At 64.7% G+C, this 16,617-nt stretch carries 17 protein-coding genes and 1 pseudogene; 3 read left to right on the top strand and 15 right to left on the bottom strand.

Annotation, left to right across the window (positions count from 1 at the left end; translation table 11 throughout):
- Positions 1 to 54: 54 nt before the first annotated feature.
- The 3 genes from G6N73_RS11055 (at position 55) to G6N73_RS11045 (ending at position 1,961) form a co-directional block, all read left to right on the top strand.
- On the top strand, positions 55 to 465 hold the full coding sequence (locus G6N73_RS11055) for an MAPEG family protein (protein WP_165027521.1): 411 nt from the start codon (positions 55 to 57) through the stop codon (positions 463 to 465).
- Between the two features lie 192 nt (positions 466 to 657).
- On the top strand, positions 658 to 1,164 hold the full coding sequence (locus G6N73_RS11050; protein WP_165027519.1) for a carboxymuconolactone decarboxylase family protein: 507 nt from the start codon (positions 658 to 660) through the stop codon (positions 1,162 to 1,164).
- On the top strand, positions 1,161 to 1,961 hold the full coding sequence (locus tag G6N73_RS11045) for an SDR family NAD(P)-dependent oxidoreductase (protein ID WP_165027517.1): 801 nt from the start codon (positions 1,161 to 1,163) through the stop codon (positions 1,959 to 1,961). Before G6N73_RS11050 ends, G6N73_RS11045 begins: the two co-directional genes overlap by 4 nt.
- A 47-nt stretch (positions 1,962 to 2,008) precedes the next feature.
- Here G6N73_RS11045 and fliQ read toward each other — a convergent pair whose 3' ends face one another.
- The 15 genes and pseudogenes from fliQ to G6N73_RS10970 form a co-directional block, all read right to left on the bottom strand.
- Positions 2,009 to 2,275 carry a flagellar biosynthesis protein FliQ gene (fliQ, locus tag G6N73_RS11040; RefSeq protein ID WP_165027515.1) on the bottom strand — a complete coding sequence of 89 codons (267 nt, stop codon included), beginning with the start codon at positions 2,273 to 2,275 and terminating at the stop codon, positions 2,009 to 2,011.
- A gap of 190 nt (positions 2,276 to 2,465) precedes the next feature.
- Entirely contained in the window at positions 2,466 to 2,873 is a 408-nt protein-coding gene (gene flgD, locus G6N73_RS11035; protein WP_165027513.1) for a flagellar hook assembly protein FlgD, read from the bottom strand.
- Positions 2,873 to 3,313, bottom strand: a complete 441-nt coding sequence (gene flbT, locus G6N73_RS11030; RefSeq protein WP_165027511.1) for a flagellar biosynthesis repressor FlbT — start codon at positions 3,311 to 3,313, stop codon at positions 2,873 to 2,875. The genes flgD and flbT overlap by 1 nt, the downstream gene beginning before the upstream one ends.
- The gene (gene flaF, locus G6N73_RS11025; protein WP_165027509.1) at positions 3,310 to 3,657 is read right to left on the bottom strand and encodes a flagellar biosynthesis regulator FlaF; all 348 of its coding nucleotides are present in this window, start codon (positions 3,655 to 3,657) and stop codon (positions 3,310 to 3,312) included. The genes flbT and flaF overlap by 4 nt, the downstream gene beginning before the upstream one ends.
- Before the next feature lie 5 nt (positions 3,658 to 3,662).
- The gene (locus tag G6N73_RS11020; RefSeq protein WP_165027508.1) at positions 3,663 to 4,709 is read right to left on the bottom strand and encodes a flagellar hook-associated family protein; all 1,047 of its coding nucleotides are present in this window, start codon (positions 4,707 to 4,709) and stop codon (positions 3,663 to 3,665) included.
- A 4-nt stretch (positions 4,710 to 4,713) separates the two neighbouring features.
- Positions 4,714 to 6,177 (bottom strand): flagellar hook-associated protein FlgK, encoded by a 1,464-nt coding sequence (flgK, locus tag G6N73_RS11015; protein ID WP_165027506.1) that lies wholly within the window; start codon positions 6,175 to 6,177, stop codon positions 4,714 to 4,716.
- Positions 6,178 to 6,209: 32 nt separating this feature from the next.
- Positions 6,210 to 7,469 carry a flagellar hook protein FlgE gene (locus tag G6N73_RS11010; RefSeq protein WP_165027504.1) on the bottom strand — a complete coding sequence of 420 codons (1,260 nt, stop codon included), beginning with the start codon at positions 7,467 to 7,469 and terminating at the stop codon, positions 6,210 to 6,212.
- Positions 7,470 to 7,566: 97 nt separating this feature from the next.
- Positions 7,567 to 8,235: a response regulator transcription factor gene (locus G6N73_RS11005; RefSeq protein ID WP_165027502.1), complete on the bottom strand. Its 669-nt coding sequence runs from the start codon at positions 8,233 to 8,235 to the stop codon at positions 7,567 to 7,569.
- Between the two features lie 179 nt (positions 8,236 to 8,414).
- Positions 8,415 to 9,004: pseudogene (locus G6N73_RS11000) on the bottom strand (transglycosylase SLT domain-containing protein).
- Positions 8,934 to 10,418, bottom strand: a complete 1,485-nt coding sequence (gene fliK, locus G6N73_RS10995) for a flagellar hook-length control protein FliK (RefSeq protein WP_165027500.1) — start codon at positions 10,416 to 10,418, stop codon at positions 8,934 to 8,936. The pseudogene G6N73_RS11000 and the gene fliK overlap by 71 nt, the downstream one beginning before the upstream one ends.
- Positions 10,415 to 11,710 (bottom strand): chemotaxis protein MotC, encoded by a 1,296-nt coding sequence (locus G6N73_RS10990; RefSeq protein WP_165027498.1) that lies wholly within the window; start codon positions 11,708 to 11,710, stop codon positions 10,415 to 10,417. The genes fliK and G6N73_RS10990 overlap by 4 nt, the downstream gene beginning before the upstream one ends.
- A complete protein-coding gene (locus G6N73_RS10985; protein WP_246251899.1) occupies positions 11,707 to 12,948 on the bottom strand; it encodes a MotB family protein in 1,242 nt (413 codons plus the stop codon). Before G6N73_RS10985 ends, G6N73_RS10990 begins: the two co-directional genes overlap by 4 nt.
- Entirely contained in the window at positions 12,945 to 13,589 is a 645-nt protein-coding gene (locus G6N73_RS10980) for a hypothetical protein (protein WP_165027494.1), read from the bottom strand. Before G6N73_RS10980 ends, G6N73_RS10985 begins: the two co-directional genes overlap by 4 nt.
- On the bottom strand, positions 13,589 to 15,235 hold the full coding sequence (gene fliF / locus G6N73_RS10975; protein ID WP_165027492.1) for a flagellar basal-body MS-ring/collar protein FliF: 1,647 nt from the start codon (positions 15,233 to 15,235) through the stop codon (positions 13,589 to 13,591). The genes G6N73_RS10980 and fliF overlap by 1 nt, the downstream gene beginning before the upstream one ends.
- A 121-nt stretch (positions 15,236 to 15,356) precedes the next feature.
- A complete protein-coding gene (locus G6N73_RS10970) occupies positions 15,357 to 16,355 on the bottom strand; it encodes a flagellin N-terminal helical domain-containing protein (RefSeq protein ID WP_165027491.1) in 999 nt (332 codons plus the stop codon).
- Positions 16,356 to 16,617: the final 262 nt, after the last annotated feature.

Below are 16,617 nucleotides of genomic sequence, written 5' to 3'. Positions count from 1 at the left end.
CTTCGCCCGCCCTCGCGAATCCTGTTCCCATTCCCGCATCTCAAGGAGCCAACGATGACGGACCCCTTCCTGATCTGCGCCGCCGTGCTGGTGATATTGTTGATCATCCTCTCTATCAATGTGTCGCGCTTGCGCGGCGCAACCAAGATCGGCATCGGGCCGGCCGCGGATCCGACGGCGCCGCTCAGCAAGGCAGTCCGTGCGCAGGGCAATGCCAGTGAGTATGTCCCGCTCTTTGTGGCGCTTTTTCTGTTTTTCCATGCGACCGGCGCGCCGCTTTGGGTAATGTGGGTTGCTATTGCTGCGACCGTCGCCCGGGTCATTCATCCGATCGGCTTGATGATGACGCGCTCATTCGACCGCGGTCCGCACCCGCTTCGCCTTCTCGGGGCCGCCGGCACTTATCTGGGCGGGCTTGTCCTTGGTGCGGTGTTGGTGATCGAGGCGTTCCGCATCAGCCTGTGATCGCTTCCCACTGGGGCATGACTGCCCTGCCTCTCGGGCCCTCCGCCCCCTCGCGAATCCTGTCCTCATTCCCGCATTCTCAAGGAGCCAACAATGACAGACCCATTCCCTGCGCATACCGTCGAGACTGCACCCGAGGAGGTCAGGGACGCGCTGACTGCGACTATCGCAAAAATTGGCTTCCTCCCGAGCATGCTGGCGAAGTTCGCCGAAGCGCCGGCGCTACTCAGAGGCTATCGGGCGGTAGCGCCGGAGTTTGACACAACTTCACTCACACCCACCGAGCGATTTGTCGTGTTGATGACAGCCAGCTACATGCACGACTGCGACTTCTGTATGAGCGCCCACAGTTGGGGTGCCCGCCGCCAGAACATCGATCCCAAAATCGTCGGGGCGCTGCAAGCCGGCCAATCGCTTCCCGACGTCAAACTTGACGCGCTGCGAAATTTCGTTGCCGCGATGGTGAATGCGCGCGGCGCGGTTACGGACGCCGACAAGGCACTCTTCTTCGCAGCCGGATATTCGCCGCGCCAAGCACTTGAGGTCGTATTGGGCCTCGCGCTCAAAGTCATCACGAACTACACCAACGCATTGGCCGGAGCCCCACCCAACGCAGAGTTCGGCGAGGACGTGTGGCAGCGCCGTCGCAAACCCTCACGCACGACCGCAAGCGTGCCAGCCACGGAATCGCAGTCATGAGGGCGTTGCTCGACAAGGACAGATTCGGCCCGTGGGCGGTCGTGACGGGCGCGTCGTCCGGCATCGGCCTCGAATTCGCTCGCCGGCTTGCCGCGAGCGGCATCAACGTCGTGTTGGTTTCAAGGCGCCCGAAGATCCTCGAGGAAATCGGGGTCAGCCTGATGCAGGAATTCGGCGTTTCCTATCGTGTCATTGAAGCCGACCTGGCAAATGACGCAGGACCAAAGGTCGTCGCCGACATGACCGCCGATCTTGACGTTGGTCTCCTGGTATCGAATGCCGGCGCCGGCAGAATAGGAAACTTCTTATCCTTCAAAGAGGAGGACTTGAGGTGGATAACACAACTGAATGCGATGTCCTATCTGGTCCTCACCCACCACTTTGGGGCGCGACTGGCCCGCCGCGGAAAGGGCGGGGTTTTACTGGTTTCCGCCATGGGAGCGGACGAGGGCATCCCCTACTCCGCGACGGCAGCGGCCACCAAGGCAATGGTGTCCACCCTGGGGCGCGGGCTCCATGTCGAGTTCCAAAAATTGGGGCTCAACTTGACCGTGCTCGTGGTGAGCCCGACGGATACCCCGATATTTGAGAAACTGGGCTTCGCCAGGGCGGATATGCCAATAAAGCCCTTGTCCGTCCAGCAATGCGTCAGCGAAGCGCTTGCGGCGTTGAGCGCGAACAAGCCAAGCATCATGCCCGGCCGTCTTTATCGCCTCATGCACGCGCTCATGCCGGCATCGATGGCGCGCAAGATGACCGGCGAAATGATGAAGAAAAGCACAAATTTCGTTGTGTGATCTTGACCTGCGCAAACGCCGGAAGACGGTGCAGCCCGCTACTCGCACTAAAACCCCGTTTCGATCCGCTCGAAGATCACATTGGTGAAGGCCGAGATCTGGCTGCCGATGAACGGACCGGTGAACGCAACCACCAGCATGATGGCGACGATCTTCGGGACGAAGGTGAGCGTGATTTCCTGGATCTGCGTCAGCGCCTGGACCAGCGCGATGGCGACGCCGACCAGCATGGCGACCGCGACCGCCGGACCCGACGCGGTTAGTACCGTCCAGATGGCGAACTGGACTATGTCGAGGGCGTCGGCCTCGTTCATGGCGCGTGTTTATATTCAGGTGATGCCGGCCTGCAAATGGCGATTTCTGCGCTTCCGGTACTCACGTACTTAAACGTACGCTCCGTTCCGGTTCTCGAAACTCGCCATTTTCGGCTCGGCCTGACCTGAATCTCAACACGCGCCGGGCGGCGAGACAATGCGCCTATAATGCCTACAATTGGTCCGCCGTTCATGACGCGCTGGGAGCGATCTTGACGCCGGGGCCCATAGTGATCTCCTTGCCGCCTTCCAGCACCGCGACGATGCCGTCCGACAGGAGCCGCACTTCGGCCACCTTGCCGGTGATCTTGCCGTCGGCCGAGGTGACGGTGCGCCCGATCAGCGCGTCGGCCTGCGCCAGGGTCGAGGACTGCAATAGCTGGTCGAGCTTGGTGTTGATCTGCACGGACTGCTCGACCTGCGAAAAGGCGGCGAGCTGCGCCACATACTGCGTCGAATCCATCGGATTGGTCGGATCCTGGTTCTTCATCTCGGCGACCAGCAGCTTCAGGAAGGACTGGTAGTCGACCGCCGTCTTGGAGGTCTGGTCGGTCGAATTGGCAGTCGACGTCTGCGCCGTGTTCATCTGGACGTTCATCAGTTTTCTCCAACCGCGATCGGACGGGGCTGCTGCGGCGCGGCCTCGGGAAAGCCGAGCGCCTGGGCTTCCAGCGGATAGAGCCCGCGGATCGCCTTCAGCGCGTCGTAGACATGGCCTTCGCCGACCAGGCGGTCGACCTGCTTCAGCGTGGCGCAGATATGCGCGTCGTCGAAGCTCGCCAGAAGCAGCGGCAGCGACCTGCGGAACATGGCGCGCGCCTCGGCCGCGCCGTTCGGGTCCATCAGCATCACCTGCAGCATGAAATAGAGCTGGCGCAGCGGCGTCGACGCCTCGCCGGGCTGCAGCACATGGTTCTGCAGCAGGAACTGCACGTCGTTCAAGAGCTCGATCGTCACCTTGCGGTCGACACTGATGACGGCGCCGTTGAGATAGATCTTCTCGTTGGGCTTCAGCGAGATCTTCAGCGTGTTCTTCATTGGATGCCGTCCCGAATGATCTGCGAGACCTCGATCAGCCCCTCGAAATTGTCGGAGCGGCCCTGGCGGACCTCCTCGGCCTCGCGCAGCAGCCAAAGGCCGATGGAGATGAGGTTGGCGCGCAGCTCCTTGGGCAAAGCGTTTTCGGGATTGCCGAGATCCTCGACGAAGGAGGTCCAGACGCGGTTGGTGAAATGGAGAGCCTCGATCGCTTCCATGGAATTCGTGCCGACCGAACTGGCGGTGGTCAGGAGATCGATCGACCGGGTCAGCAACTGCCGCTCGCGGTCCTTGGCGTCGGCCACCGAGTCGGTCTGAATGTCGGCATAGGAAAATTGGTACATTGCCCTTACCCCAGGAATCTCAGGAAGCTCAGTTGCTGTATGCGCGCGGTGAGCGCGTATGAGGTCTCGATGTGGGAGAGCAGGTCGGCGACCCGGGTCGAGGCCTCGTAGGGATCGACGCCTTCGAGGTCGAGGATCTGCCGCTCGAACAGGTCCGACTGCAGCTTTATGCGCTGGCTGGCGTCGGTGACGCGCTTTTCGGTGATGCCGGTCTCTGCCCGCAGCGTGCCGAGATCGGCGATCGCCTCGCCGACCAGGGTGACCGCCCGCGCTATCGCGGCCGACTGGCCGGCGATGCTGACTTCGCTCGACAGGAGATCGCTGATCGTGGCGGCGGCCATCGCAAGCTTGCGCACGCCGTCATTGTTGGCGCTGACCGAGGTGACCGCAGTCTCGTTGAGCGCGATGCGGCTGACGATCGCCTGGTCGGTGGCGTTGGACCAGTTGGCCTGCCAGCCGGGGCCGGTGAATTGCGGCTCGACGGCGGTGAGGAACGCCTCCATGTCCGGCTTGGTGATGGCGCTTGCTGCCGGATCGTTCTGCGCGACGCCGAAATGCGCGAGGAAGGCCGCATCGAACGCCGCCTTGGCGGTGGAGCCGGCGGCGGTGAAATCGTCGAGCGGCTTCACGTCGGTGTTGGTGCCGGCGAAGAGGTGCTCTCCGTTGAAGCTGCTGTTCAGGAGCGCGGTCAGTGCCTCGAGCGTCGCCTCGCCGCTCGCCTGGGTGACGTCGGAAAGCGCGTCGCCGGACGAGGCGGAGGTGAGCGTGGCGAGGAAATCCTGCGCGGCCAGGGTGATCTGGTCGAGCGCTTTTTGCGTGGCCGAAAGGCGGGACGAGACCAGGCCGTTGGAATCGACGATGCCGTTCAGCCGCTCAAAGTCGCGGGCGAACGAGATGGACGAAGCGGTGCGCGCGCCGAGCGCCAGGCCGGCGTCGGCGACCTTGCCGGTCGAGACTTCCTTCTGCGCCTTGACGAGGTCGCCCTGCGAGCGGACCAGCGAATAGCGCATCGCCTGCGATACGGCGGCGGAGGAGACGAAGGAGGTCTTCATGGCGCTACCTCACCGCCGCCAGGAGCGAGGCCAGCATGTCGTCGACCGCCTTGATCAGGCGGGCGGAGGCCTCGTAGGAATGTTCGAGATCGAGCAGCAGCGACATTTCCATGTCGACATTGACGCCGGTCTCGTTGGACAGCGCCTCGGCGGTGCGCACCGCCAGCGCTTCCTTGGATTCGGCGGCGCGGAAGGCCTCCTGGCGCAGGCCCTCGAACCAGCCGATGGCGCTGGTTGAATAGTTGACCAGGCTGGAATTGGCGCCATTGCCGGCGGCGTTGTCGAAGGCCATGGGCTGTTCGAGACGGTCGCCATAGGCGATCAGCAGCTCGGCGTAGGAGGCGCCGCCGGTGGTGTTGGCGACATAGGCCGCGCCATTGGCGCCGCCGTCGCGCAGCAATTGCGGATTGCCGCCGACGCTCGGGTCCATCGCGGCGTTGAGGCGGATGGTTGCGGCGAGACCGTCGACCAGCGTTCCCGCAGGCGGCATGCCTGGCGCGCCCGTCCAGGTGAAGAGGCCCGGCGCATCGGGAGCCGCGCCGCCGGTCTGGTCGGTCTCGGCGAAGGCGGTGATCAGGCCGCGCGCGATCTCGTCGAGCTGGCTCTGCATCGTCGAGGAGACGCTGTCGCGCAGCTGCACCAGGCCGGCGATCTTACCGGAGGCATTGGTATTGCCGCCGGTTGCAGTGGCGATGGGCACGCCGTCGACATAGACGGCATTGCCGGTCATGCCCGCGGCATAGGCGGTCGAGGGCTGAAAGCTGACGGTGCGCGGCACGGCCTCGAACAGGGTCGTGCCGTCCATGGTCATCAGCACCATGTCGTTGTCGCCGCGCTTGAAGCTCGACACCGGAACATAATCGGCGATCTTCTTCAGTATGGCGTCGCGCTGGTCGAGCGCGTCCGAAGTGTTACGGCCGGCGCGGGTGCCGTTGATGACGCTGTTGTTGGCAGCCTCAAAATCGGCGAGCAGCGTGTTCAGCTCGTTGACGGCGGTGGCGATCTCCTGGTCGGTCTGGACGCGGAAGGTCTGGATGGAGGTGGAGGCGTCGTTGAGGCCACGCACGACCTGGCGGGCGGCGTTGACCGCGTTAGCGGCGAGATTGCCGTTTGAAGGCGAGGCCGAATAAAGCTGCAGCGCCTTTTGCAATTCGCCGATCGCGTTGGCCGGCGAGGTGGCGTTATCGACGCCGTTCACCGCCAGGCCGAGTTGCTCCATGCCGTAATAGAGCGCGCCCTGACCGCTCCAGGCGGACTGCGCCGAAAGGTTCTGGCGAAACAGCTGCTCGTTGGTCGCGCGATGGATTTCGACGACGCGGGCGCCGGGCGCCGAACTCGACACAACGGCCGAGCGGCGCGCGTAATCGGGGTTCTGGCTCTCCAGGACATTGCGGGAAACGACGCTGGTCTGACGCCCGGTATTCAGAATCGACGATTGTGCGATGCTCAGTGCGGTAGACAGCGACATGCTTTATCTCAATCAGGCTCTCGCCTTGCGGCTTACCTCTTCAGGTTAACCAGGATGTCCATGAGGTCGGCGCCGGTCTGGAACACTTTCGAGTTGGCCGTGTAGCTGCGCTGCGACTCGATCATGTTGGTCAGTTCCTCGGCGACGTCGACGTTGGAATTCTCCAGCGCGCCCGACATGACGCTGCCGCGCCCGGCCTCGTTGGCGAAGCCGATCTGCACAGCACCGGATTCGGGGCTTTCGGCGAAGACGTTGCCCGGCATGACTAGAAGCTGGTCGGGGCTGGCGACATTGGCGATCGGGATGCGGTAGAGCGCGCGCGACGAACCGTTCTCGTAATTCGCAAAGACCGTGCCGTCCTGGCTGATCTCGATGCCGTCGATGGCGCTCGGCGCGTTGCCGTTCACCTTGGCGTCGAGCAGCGTGTAGGTCTCGGCAAGTTGCGTTGTCTTGGCGAGGTCGAGGTCGAGCGACAGGCCGCCGGGGATCGGAATGGTGATGTCGGTGGCGCTTGCTCCCGCAAGCTTGCCATCCGTGGCGCTGAAGGTCAGCGTCTGGGTAGCGAGCGCCGGCGCGGTATAGGGGAACGAGGTGTTGGGTGCCGCATTCGCCTGATTGTAGACGGCAACCTCCCAGGTGTTTGCGCCGGTCTTGGTGAAGTAGACGTCGAGCAGAACCTCGCCGCCGAGATTGTCGTAGGTGATCAGCGAGGACTTGGCCGAATAGGTGGCCGTCGCCGCATTGGCCGAGGGCAGGTTGGCCGCGGGAACAACCGTAGCGCCGGCCGGCAGATTGGCGGTAAATACACCGGTGGTGGTCGGCGAGGCGACGAGCTCGTTCTGCGCGAGGGTTACGGGTTCGAGCCCGCCGAAGCCGTTTGCGGCTGCGCTCGGCACGCCGTTGGCGAAGCTGTAGCCGAGGAGCTGGTAGCCGGCGGCGTTGACGAGACGGCCTTCGCCGTCCGGAACGAAGGAGCCGGCCCTGGTCAGCACCGGCGTGCCGCCGGGGCCCTGGACCACGAAGAAGCCGTTGCCGTTGATCGCCAGATCGCTGCCCGACGTGGTGAATTTCAGGTCGCCCTGCTGGCTGATCGAATTGCGGATCGAGGTGGTGACGCCGCCGGAAGAATAGTTGCCATTGGTGCTCGGCAGGACCAGCGAAGCGAACTCGGTGGTGGCGCGCTTGTAGCCGGTGGTACTCGAATTGGCGATGTTGTCGGCGACGGCGGAGAGCCGGTTGGCCTGGGCGTTCATGCCAGAAACGCCGGTGCGCATCATTCCATAAAGGCTCATCGAACCATCTCCTCGATTTCCAGGCCGCAGGTCATGAGGCTAGCTGCCATGACTTGCGCGAGGCTGGCGCGGCGCGAGACCGCAGCCGCCAGCGGCATCAGCCGACCAGCCGGTAGCCGAGGAAGCGCTTCGAATCGATCGGATCGAAGCCGAGCTTCTCGCGCAGCTTCTTGCGCAGCTTGCTGATGTGGCTCTCGACGACGTTCTCCTCGACCTCTTCGTCGAAGATGCCGTAGATGGCGTTGAACACCTGGGTCTTGGTGACGCGGCGTCCGCGATTGCTCGCCAGATATTCGAGGATGCGGCGTTCGCGGCGCGGCAGCGGCAGCGGCTGACCCTCGATTTCGGGGTCGCGGCCGTCGAGGAAAATGCGCATCGCGCCGATTTCGGTGAAGCTCGTTTCTTCCTGCGCGCGGCGGCTGATCGCCGAGATGCGCGCCAGGATCTCACGGATGTGGACCGGCTTGCGGATGACGTCGTCGACACCGGATTCGAACAGCCTGAGCGTGTTTTCGAGCGAGTGGTGTTCGCTGAGCGCGATGACAGGCGCCCCGGTCCTGCCACGAATTTTGCGCGGAGAGACCGCATCTTCGCCACAATCTCCGATCAGAAACGCCCTGACTGATTTGACGTCCTCATCGGCCGCGCTTTCGACCCACTCGTCGAATTCGCCCGACGCAAAGCCTGCGCTTGCGACGCCTTCCCGGTCGAAAAGTGAGTTGTATCCGTCAGTGACGAGCTTTCGCTCGTCCACGATAACAATCATCGGCCCGCCCTCCGAATCATCTGCAATTTCAGTGAGGAAAGGGGTAGCGGTTGACGTTATTCCTGAACAACCGTCATTTCTTGTAGCTAGTTTCTTGGGAGTCTGGCTCAGCCGGAGGTTGCGCCGGAAGTGGCGGGCAATCTACACGCCGATTGCCGCCGGCGTGACTCAGAATTCAGTCATGGGTTGCAGAAACTTCTAGCGTTTTCGGTCCACTTTCCGAAGCCGGACGCGACCATGTTGGCGATGACCCGGCAGACATAGCGCTTCTGCGCCGGGTCGTTGTCAGGGCCGGCGTGATAGCGCGCGACCGCCATCGACCAGGTCTGGTGGCGCTGATGCAGCCGCGCCAGAAAGCGGGCTGCATAGTCGACATTGCGGCGCGGGTCGAGCATCTCTTCGACGCTGCGGAAATTCTCCGAATGATAGTGATGGTTGATCTGCATGCAGCCGAGATCGATCAGCCTGGCGCCGCCCCGGCGCGCGCTTTCGAAAGTTGCAACGGCCTCCCCGGCGCTGGCAGGAAGACAGCTTTTCCTTCTATGTTCAAGGCATTAGGTTGAAGGCTGCCTTTCCGCCCGGTCTCAGTCAGGCCGACTGCATAGAGGATGCCGGCAGGCACGCCGTAGCGGTCGGCGGCGCGCAGGATTTCGGGTTCACACGGGTTCTGGGCGGCCGCCGGCAAGACGCTTGCGGCGCTAGATATAAAGCCCGCCGCCAGCACGATCCGCGCTACCAGGAGCGATGTTCTGGGAGGCTTGCGCGCCATTCGAGGTGTCCCTTCCGGAGTGCTGGCCGCCGGCCTCGCCGTTGCCGCCGCCGGAACCCGCCGCGTTGAAAGATTGACGATCGGGAGCCGGCTGGCCGTTCTGGCCCGCGTTCGCATCGGCCCGGGCATTCGACGTTTGTACAACCGATGATTGCTGAATGGTGACGCGGTCGACCTCCAGTCCGAGCGCGCGCAACGACCTGACGATCGTATCGGCGTCGGCATTCAGCCGCTGCTGCGCTTCGATGGATTCCACCTGCAGTTCGACCGTAAGCTGCTCGCCGGCGAAACGCAGGCTGGCGGTGACCATGCCAAGCTCGGCCGGGTGCAGTTGCACCTTCAGGGAATGCGTCGAAACGACGGCGTTTTGCGAAGGCAGACCACGCGAATCGGCGGCGGCGAGCTCGCGCCACGACCCGTCGGCCGCGACGGCGGTCAGCAGGGGCGCAGCCGTCAAGCCGGGGAAGGGGATCGCGGGCGCGGGGACGTTCTGCTGGGCAAGGACGGTGACGTGGGCTGCCTGGCTCGGCGCATCAGGAGCACTTTCCCGCAGCGAATCACGGGCGATCATTGCGCTTGCGGCGGTGGGGTCCAGGCGTGCGGCGGATTCGGCAGCTACCGGCCTGGTGGTTTCGTTGGTCGAGGCGGCGCCGGACTGAGTGCCGGCCGCCGGCTTCATGGCGAGTTCGCCGAGTGTCGGCATGGACCTGGATTCGCCTTCGCTGCCGGCAACTCTTGCCGCCGGTGCGGCGGTGGGTGGCGCAGCGGTTTCGGCGGAGGCGGTCTTTGTATTGCCTTGCGACGGCACGGCGACGGCCGCGGCTGCCAACGCTGGCGGCGTGATCACCGCAGCTTTGGCCTGTGTGGGGTCAGCCTTGGCCGGTTCGCCGGGCGGCGGTGCTATGTCTGCCTGCAAGGAAGCAGGTGCGGTTGGCGAGGCAGAATCGCTATTGGCTTCAGGCCGGCCAAAGCCGCCCAGCAAAGTCAACGGCGGAACCGGCGACCAGAACGCGATCGGCATCGTCTCCGATGCGCTCGTGGCTCGCTCTTCTGGAGCTGCCTTTTCTTCCACTGACTCTGCTTCGGGGTTTTCACGACCATCGGCATCTTTGTGACCGGCAGCAATGTCAGGCAGGCCGGGCGGGAGTTCCCGTTGATGGCGCGCGTCGTTTGCTCCGGCGGCGTGCAGTTCGCCAGCGGTCCGGTCCGCGAGGTTGAGCTCGATGTTCCAACGAGGCCGCCGTGTATCGCCGGACGCGTCCGTGGTGGAAGGGCGCGCCTGTTTGCCGGGTGCGCCGAGCTTCACCGCCTCGGCAAAGCCGGTTTCGCCGCCCTTGCCGTTCTGGCGCGGCGCGTCGGCTTTCGCCCGATCAGGCAACACCGCCGCCCAGGCTTGGTTGACGCTGGTCGTCATTTGGCGGCTTCTCCGAGAAGTTTGTCGATCGCCTCGAGTTTCTTGCGCGTTTCGGCGACGAGGGCCGTGGCAGGATCGGGCGCTGCGGTCGTTTCGTCGGCCTTGGCCGTTTCGATGGCCGGGGTCTCGCGCGGCGCCGCGACCAAAACCCCGCCGGCGCGGGCGGGATCGGCTCCCGCGACAGGCGCAACGCCCGGCTTTGCGGTTTCACCCGCCGGTGACACGATAGCCTTGGGATTGGGCACGGGCGGCTCGGCGATGACTTCGGCCGCGACCGCCTGTACGGCATCGAGCAGCCTGCGGTCGCTGTCGGACAATTTGGACCGGTCTATCCGGTCGATCTTGGCCTGCACCTCCTCGATCGAGCCCGAGGTGACCGACGCAAGGCTGGAATAGAGGAGCGCGCGAGGATCTTCCTCCTGTTTGCGGCCCATGGCCTTGCGCTCCGCCTTTTCCGAGGCGAAAGCCGAAAGCTCGTTCAGCCCGTCAATTGCTGCGCGGCGCGCGACGCGCAGATAGATGACCTGCTGCTGCTCGCCATCCATCATGGCCACGATCTTCTCTATCCGGTCCAGCCCGAGCGACGCGTTGAGCGTGACAATGCCGGAAACGAAGGAATCGGCGAACTGGCTGGCATAGGGCGAGCGGAGGTAATTTCTGACATATTGCGACGAGGCGGCCACGAAACGCTCGGCATCGCCGGTCGTGCCGCATATGCCGACGATGCGGCGCAGCGCCGCCTCCTCGACCAGCGTGCCCGGTCCGAGCAGGCGGGCCTGGTCGAACAAAGTCAGCGCCGACTTGGGTTGTTCGAGCGCGACGAGCGAGCCCTTGACCAGCGCCAGGAAAGCGCCGAGCTCCGGCGGGGCCAGCATCGGGTCGACGGCCGCCAGCGCGGTTTGCGCCTCCTTCGGACGGCCGGTCAGATAGTTCAGTATGCCGGCGCCGATGCCTCTGTTTTCGGAGTCGATGTCTAGGCGCGCCATAGCGGCCTCGATCGTCGTGGGGTTGCCGCCGCTCATGGCGTAAACGAGCATCGCCCGGAAATTGTGCGGTTCGCCGAGCTCCGCGCTGTCGCCTTCGCGCAGTTTGGCGTCGATCATCTCGAGCAGCTTGCGCTGCATGGGAAGGGCGGCGTGATCGCCGCTGGCGATGCGGTCCTGCACGAGCTGAAGCGAACGCACCATCTGGAAAGGCTGCAGACCGCTGCCGCCGGCTGCATGCGCGATTGCGGGCGGCAGGCCCGCAATAAGCGCCAGCCCGACGACGCCGACTGCGGCAGCCAGCCTCATTCGCCGCCTTTCAGCAGAATCTCGATGCGCCGGTTGGCGGCGGCAAGCGGCTCGGCCGGCTCCTTCAGCTTGCGGTCGGCATAGCCGGCGACTTCCGTCACGCGCCGCTCGTCCAGCCCGCCGCGCACCAGCATGTAGTAGGCGGAGTGGGCGCGGGCGGTCGAAAGCCGCCAATTGTCGTAGGTCTCGCTTTTGAACGGCCGGCCGTCGGTGTGGCCGCTGATGACCAGCGCGCCCTTCTGGGTGCTGATCGCCTTGCTGATCTTTTCCATGGCCAGCACCAGTTCGCGCCGGGGCACGGCCGAGCCGATCTCGAACATGCCGAATTCGAGTTGGTCGGTGACCGAAATCACGATGCCCTCGTCGGTCGCGGTGACCGAAATGCCTTCCAGCAAGGGGTCGCCGGGTTCGAAGGCCGTGGCAAGCTCCTGCCTTATCGCGTCGGCCGCTTCCACGGCCGTCTCGCTCGGCGGGGCGGACGCGGGTTCCGGCTCCGCCTTCTCCTGAAGCGCCGCCGCCGCGTTCTCGCCTGCATCGGGCGCCAGCGGCGCGTTGACGCTCGGCGCGGTCAGTTCGGCGGCTGGATCCGTCGTCTCGACCTCGCCTTCGGCCTTCGCGCGCTCGGCGCTGGCCTCGGCGGGAGTTGGCGTCGCCATCTGCTGCGACCAGAAATCAGGCGCGAACGGATCGCGATAGGATTCGCCGCCCGAGGCGCCCGTCGCCGGCCCGGCTTCCTCGGCGCCGCCGTCGCCCTTGGCGCTGATGTTCTGCCTGGCATCGGTGTTGGTCGCGATCTCGGCCAGCACGGCATAGGGATCGGCGAAAAGATTCTGGTCGGAATGGGCGGCTGTTTCTTCCTGCTCCTTGGCCGAGTGGAGCTTGTCGTTCTGCCCGGCCGTCGCCTGGCCGCCATTGCCGGCCTTCTCGGCGGAGACTTCCGGGCTCTCGGGCGCGTTGCCGGAAAAATGCGGGCCGTCGCCGATGTCCTCCAGCCCCTTGCGGCTGGAATTGCGGTCGATCAGCTTGACCGGATTGAAATAGCTGGCGACGGAGGCCCTGATCTGCTCGTTGGAAGCGTTGATCAGCCACATGACCAGGAAGAAGCACATCATCGCGGTCATGAAATCCGCGAAGGCGATCTTCCAGACGCCGCCGTGATGGGCGTCCCCCTCGTCGCTGTGCATGCGCCGGACGATGACGATCTCGTGCTTGACGTCGCCGATTTCCACCGAACTCAAGACAATATCTCCTGCATCACGCCGGACCATTCCGAAAGCCGCGTCTCGAACAAATTGCCGTCGATCGACACGGTCAAATCGAGGCCGGGCGCCTCGATGTAGTCGAAGCTGCCGGCGCGGTCGCCGAGCGCCGCCTGCAGCGTCTCGAACAGCGATTGCGGGCCGCGCACCTGGATGCGCACCGCCTCGGCGTCGCCGACCGCGGCGCGGATCGAGCGGGCGAGCGCGTCCAGCGAGCGCCTGGCGAGTTCCTCGCTCAGGAACCCGCTGAGTATGCGCGCGGTGGCGGAGGTCGTCAGTTCGCCGAGGCGGCCTTCCATCTCGGCGATCCGCGCGGTTATGGCCCCGCTTGCCTCTTCGCCGAAGCGGCGCATCAGCGTCTCGACCTCGGCTGCATGCACCTGGCGCTCCGCTTCGAGCGCGGCCTCATGCGCCAGCGAAAGCCGCTGCTCGAGGGCTAGTTCGGCGCGGGCGACTTCGGCGGCGATGATCTCGGAAAGGTCGGGCGTCGGTGCGCCGGGAGCGGAAAATGCGGCCGGGGAGGCGTCCTGCCTCTGCTCGGCCGAAGGCTGCGGCGCGCCAGCGCGTTGCGGCCGCTTGCCGAAATCGGTGAGAACGTCGAAGAGCGCCAGCGCAGCCATCAGCCGACCGCTTCCTGGTGCGCCCATTTGCGCAGTATCTGCGCGGTGCGCTCCTCATTCAGGTCGACCATGCGGGCGAGCCGCTCCTGCGGCGCGGGGCGAATCTTCTGGCGAAGATCGTCGAGCGGGTTTTGCACGCGGCCGCCGGGCAGGGCGCTTGCCGACGCCGCCTGGGCCGCCTGCTCACCCTCCGGCACCGGCAGCGAGCGCTGCACTTCTTCGAAGCTCGGCCCGGCGATCGCCGCCTGCGCGGGCTTGCCGAGCGAGGCTGCGAGCGGTCGCAGCCCGAAGAAGATGACGAGGAAAACGACGGCGACGAAGGCGCCGGCATTGATCATGGTGCCGACATGCTGGCCGGCCTTGTCGAGCAGGCCGGGTTCGGCGACCTCGACGCCGTCCAGACCGTCGATGAACTCCACGGCCGAAACGTTGATCACGTCGCCGCGCGCCTCGTTCAGGCCCGTGGCGGAGGCGACCACTTTCCGGATCTCCTCGATGCGCGCCGTCATCTGCTCGGGCGTCGCGCCTTCGCCAAGGATGGCTGCGAGCCGCTGCTGGTTGACCACGACGGCGATCGACATCTTGGTCAGGGTGTAGCCATTGCTGACGGTGGCGATGCGCTTGGAGTTCATCTCGTAGTTGGTGGTTTCCTCCTTACGCTCGCTCTGCTCGGAAGATTGCGGACCGCCCTCGGCCGGCGCGTCCACGGCCTCGGGAAGGTTCTGTTCGACGGTTGCGGGCGCCGCTGCCGACTGGCGGTTGGCGTTCTCGTTGGCGCGCACGATCTGGACCGAGCGCTCGACCCGCGATTCCGGATCGAAGATGGTCTCCTCGGTCTGCCTGGTGTCGGTGTTGACCTCGGCCCTGACGCTGGCGCGGAAGTTCTCCGGGCCGAGATAGGGGGTCAGCGCGCGGCGGATGTTTTCCTCGATTTCGGTCTCGACTGTGCGCTCGACGCCGAAGGAGCGGCTGGCGCTGGTGTTGGCTGGGTCGTCGCCAGCGGCGAGAAGCGCGCCGGAGGAATCGAGCACCGTGACCTTGCCGGCGTCGAGGCCGGGAACGGCGGCGGCGACCAGATAGCGGATCGACATGGCGCTCTTGACCGCGTCGATGCCCGAGGCGCGGATGACGACCGACGCAGAAGGCTGCTGCTCGTCGCGCCGGAAATTGGCGCGCTCGGACATGACGAGGTGGACGCGCGCCGCCTTGATGCCGTTGATCGACTGGATGGTGCGGGCGATTTCGCCTTCCAGTGCGCGCACGCGGGTCACCTGCTGCATGAAGGAGGTGAGGCCGAGCGAGCCGACATTGTCGAACAGCTCGTAGCCTGCATTGGCGCTGGTCGGCAGGCCCTTTTCGGCAAGCAGCATGCGCGCCGCGGCCGTGTTCCCGGCCGGCACCAGCACCGTGGTGCCGTCGGAGGCCACATCGAAGCCGATGCCGGCCTCGCCGAGCACCAGGCCGATCTGGTTCACGTCGGAGCGTTCCAGCCCGACATAGAGCGTCTCGTAGGCGGGGCGGTTCAAATAGACGGAAGCGACGCCGATGATGGCAAGGACGAGCGCGGCGACGCCGGCCATGATCGCCAGCCGGCGCGGGCCGAAGCTCTGCAGGTTCGAGATGATGTTCTGGATCTGCTCCGGCACGGATCGAGCGCTCCCGCATGATGGTCCGCAGGAACACTAGACGGCGAAGCTTGTGCGAAAATGAAACCGGGCCGCGATTACGCGGCCCGGTTTCGAATGAAAAATCCGTGGCTTTGCGGCGTCAGTTCTGGAAGAGGGCCAGAATGCTCTGCGAATTGCTGTTGGCGATCGACAGCGACTGGATGCCGAGCTGCTGCTGCACCTGCAGCGCCTGGAGGCGGGTCGATTCCTTGTTCATGTCGGCGTCGACGAGCTGTCCAACGCCGCGATCGATCGAGTCCATCAGGCTGGTGGTGAACTGCTTCTGCAGGTCGACCTGCTTCTTGGCCGAGCCGAGCTGGGTGGCTGCAGTGGTCAGTTCCGCCAAGGCAATATCGACGACTTTCAGCATCTGCTCGATCTGCGCGTCCGAATAGCCCTTCACGGTCAATGTCGAGACCGCATAACCGTCGGTGGCGGCGATTGCGGCGTTGGCGGCGGGTGTGACGGCGGTGTCTTCGCGCAAACCGGTGGTGCCCAGCCGGACACCTTCGAGGATGCCCTTGGTCTCGTTGGTGGTGGCGCCGGCGTCGTAAAGCTTGATTGACTGGACGTTGATGGAGATCGTGCCGAGCGTTACCGTGCCCGAGGCATCGCGGTTGAAGGAGGAAACGATCTTCGCGTCATTGTGCACGCCCGCCGCGACGTGCCCGCCGGCGACGGTGGCGTTGACCGACATCCAGTTCGAGCCGCTGAAGGTGGCCGAGTCGGCGTAGCTCTTGAGCTGGACCTGCAGGGCGGAAATTTCGGTCTGGATCTTTTCCTTGTCGGCCGGGCTGGCGCCATAGGCGGCGACGACCTTGACCTTAATGTCGTTGACGGTTTCTACCGCCTTGCTCATGGCGGTATAGGCGGTGTCGACCTTGGAGGCGCCGAGACCGAGAGCATCCTGCACGGTCGAGAGAGCGGCGTTGTCGGAGCGCATCGTCGTGGCGATCGACCAGTAAGCGGCATTGTCGCTTGCTTCCGCTACGCGATAACCCGTCGAAATGCGCGCTTGCGTGGTTTCCATAGCGCGGTTGGTGGCGCTCAGGCTCTGCAGTGCCGTCAGTGCCGAGGCGTTGGTCATTATGCTTGCCACGAAACTCATCCCCTTTGAATTGGCATGCTGGCGCATGCCCGATCTGACCGGCCGGCGGATCGGCGTCATGCCTGAGACCGAACGGTCCTCCGCCATAGCGTATGGTTAACAATAGATACAGAGCTATGGTTAACGCTGTGTTAAGCCGGCTGGGGAGGCATTAATCCTGGGAGGAGGGGCGTCGCGGCGCTTCAGCCCGAAAATCGTAGTCGATTTTCGAAAACAATGATGCGGAGATTCAATAGGTTAGGGCGTCTTTACG

This window comes from Allomesorhizobium camelthorni (assembly GCF_011045125.1).
Lineage (GTDB): Bacteria > Pseudomonadota > Alphaproteobacteria > Rhizobiales > Rhizobiaceae > Allomesorhizobium > Allomesorhizobium camelthorni.
The sequence above is the reverse complement of the archived record's forward strand: the minus strand, read 5'-3'. Positions and strand labels throughout refer to the sequence as shown.

Bases quoted from the DNA above. Each gene is read 5' to 3' on its own strand.
- fliQ (WP_165027515.1), bottom strand. From the start codon at position 2,275: ATGAACGAGGCCGACGCCCTCGACATAGTCCAGTTCGCCATCTGGACG.
- fliK (WP_165027500.1), bottom strand. From the start codon at position 10,418: ATGACGACCAGCGTCAACCAAGCCTGGGCGGCGGTGTTGCCTGATCGG.
- G6N73_RS11005 (WP_165027502.1), bottom strand. From the start codon at position 8,235: ATGATTGTTATCGTGGACGAGCGAAAGCTCGTCACTGACGGATACAAC.
- G6N73_RS11020 (WP_165027508.1), bottom strand. From the start codon at position 4,709: ATGAAGACCTCCTTCGTCTCCTCCGCCGCCGTATCGCAGGCGATGCGC.
- flgD (WP_165027513.1), bottom strand. From the start codon at position 2,873: ATGAACGTCCAGATGAACACGGCGCAGACGTCGACTGCCAATTCGACC.
- G6N73_RS11050 (WP_165027519.1), top strand. From the start codon at position 658: ATGCTGGCGAAGTTCGCCGAAGCGCCGGCGCTACTCAGAGGCTATCGG.
- G6N73_RS11055 (WP_165027521.1), top strand. From the start codon at position 55: ATGACGGACCCCTTCCTGATCTGCGCCGCCGTGCTGGTGATATTGTTG.
- flaF (WP_165027509.1), bottom strand. From the start codon at position 3,657: ATGTACCAATTTTCCTATGCCGACATTCAGACCGACTCGGTGGCCGAC.
- G6N73_RS11045 (WP_165027517.1), top strand. From the start codon at position 1,161: ATGAGGGCGTTGCTCGACAAGGACAGATTCGGCCCGTGGGCGGTCGTG.
- G6N73_RS11010 (WP_165027504.1), bottom strand. From the start codon at position 7,469: ATGAGCCTTTATGGAATGATGCGCACCGGCGTTTCTGGCATGAACGCC.
- flbT (WP_165027511.1), bottom strand. From the start codon at position 3,313: ATGAAGAACACGCTGAAGATCTCGCTGAAGCCCAACGAGAAGATCTAT.
- G6N73_RS10980 (WP_165027494.1), bottom strand. From the start codon at position 13,589: ATGGCTGCGCTGGCGCTCTTCGACGTTCTCACCGATTTCGGCAAGCGG.
- G6N73_RS10990 (WP_165027498.1), bottom strand. From the start codon at position 11,710: ATGAGGCTGGCTGCCGCAGTCGGCGTCGTCGGGCTGGCGCTTATTGCG.
- flgK (WP_165027506.1), bottom strand. From the start codon at position 6,177: ATGTCGCTGTCTACCGCACTGAGCATCGCACAATCGTCGATTCTGAAT.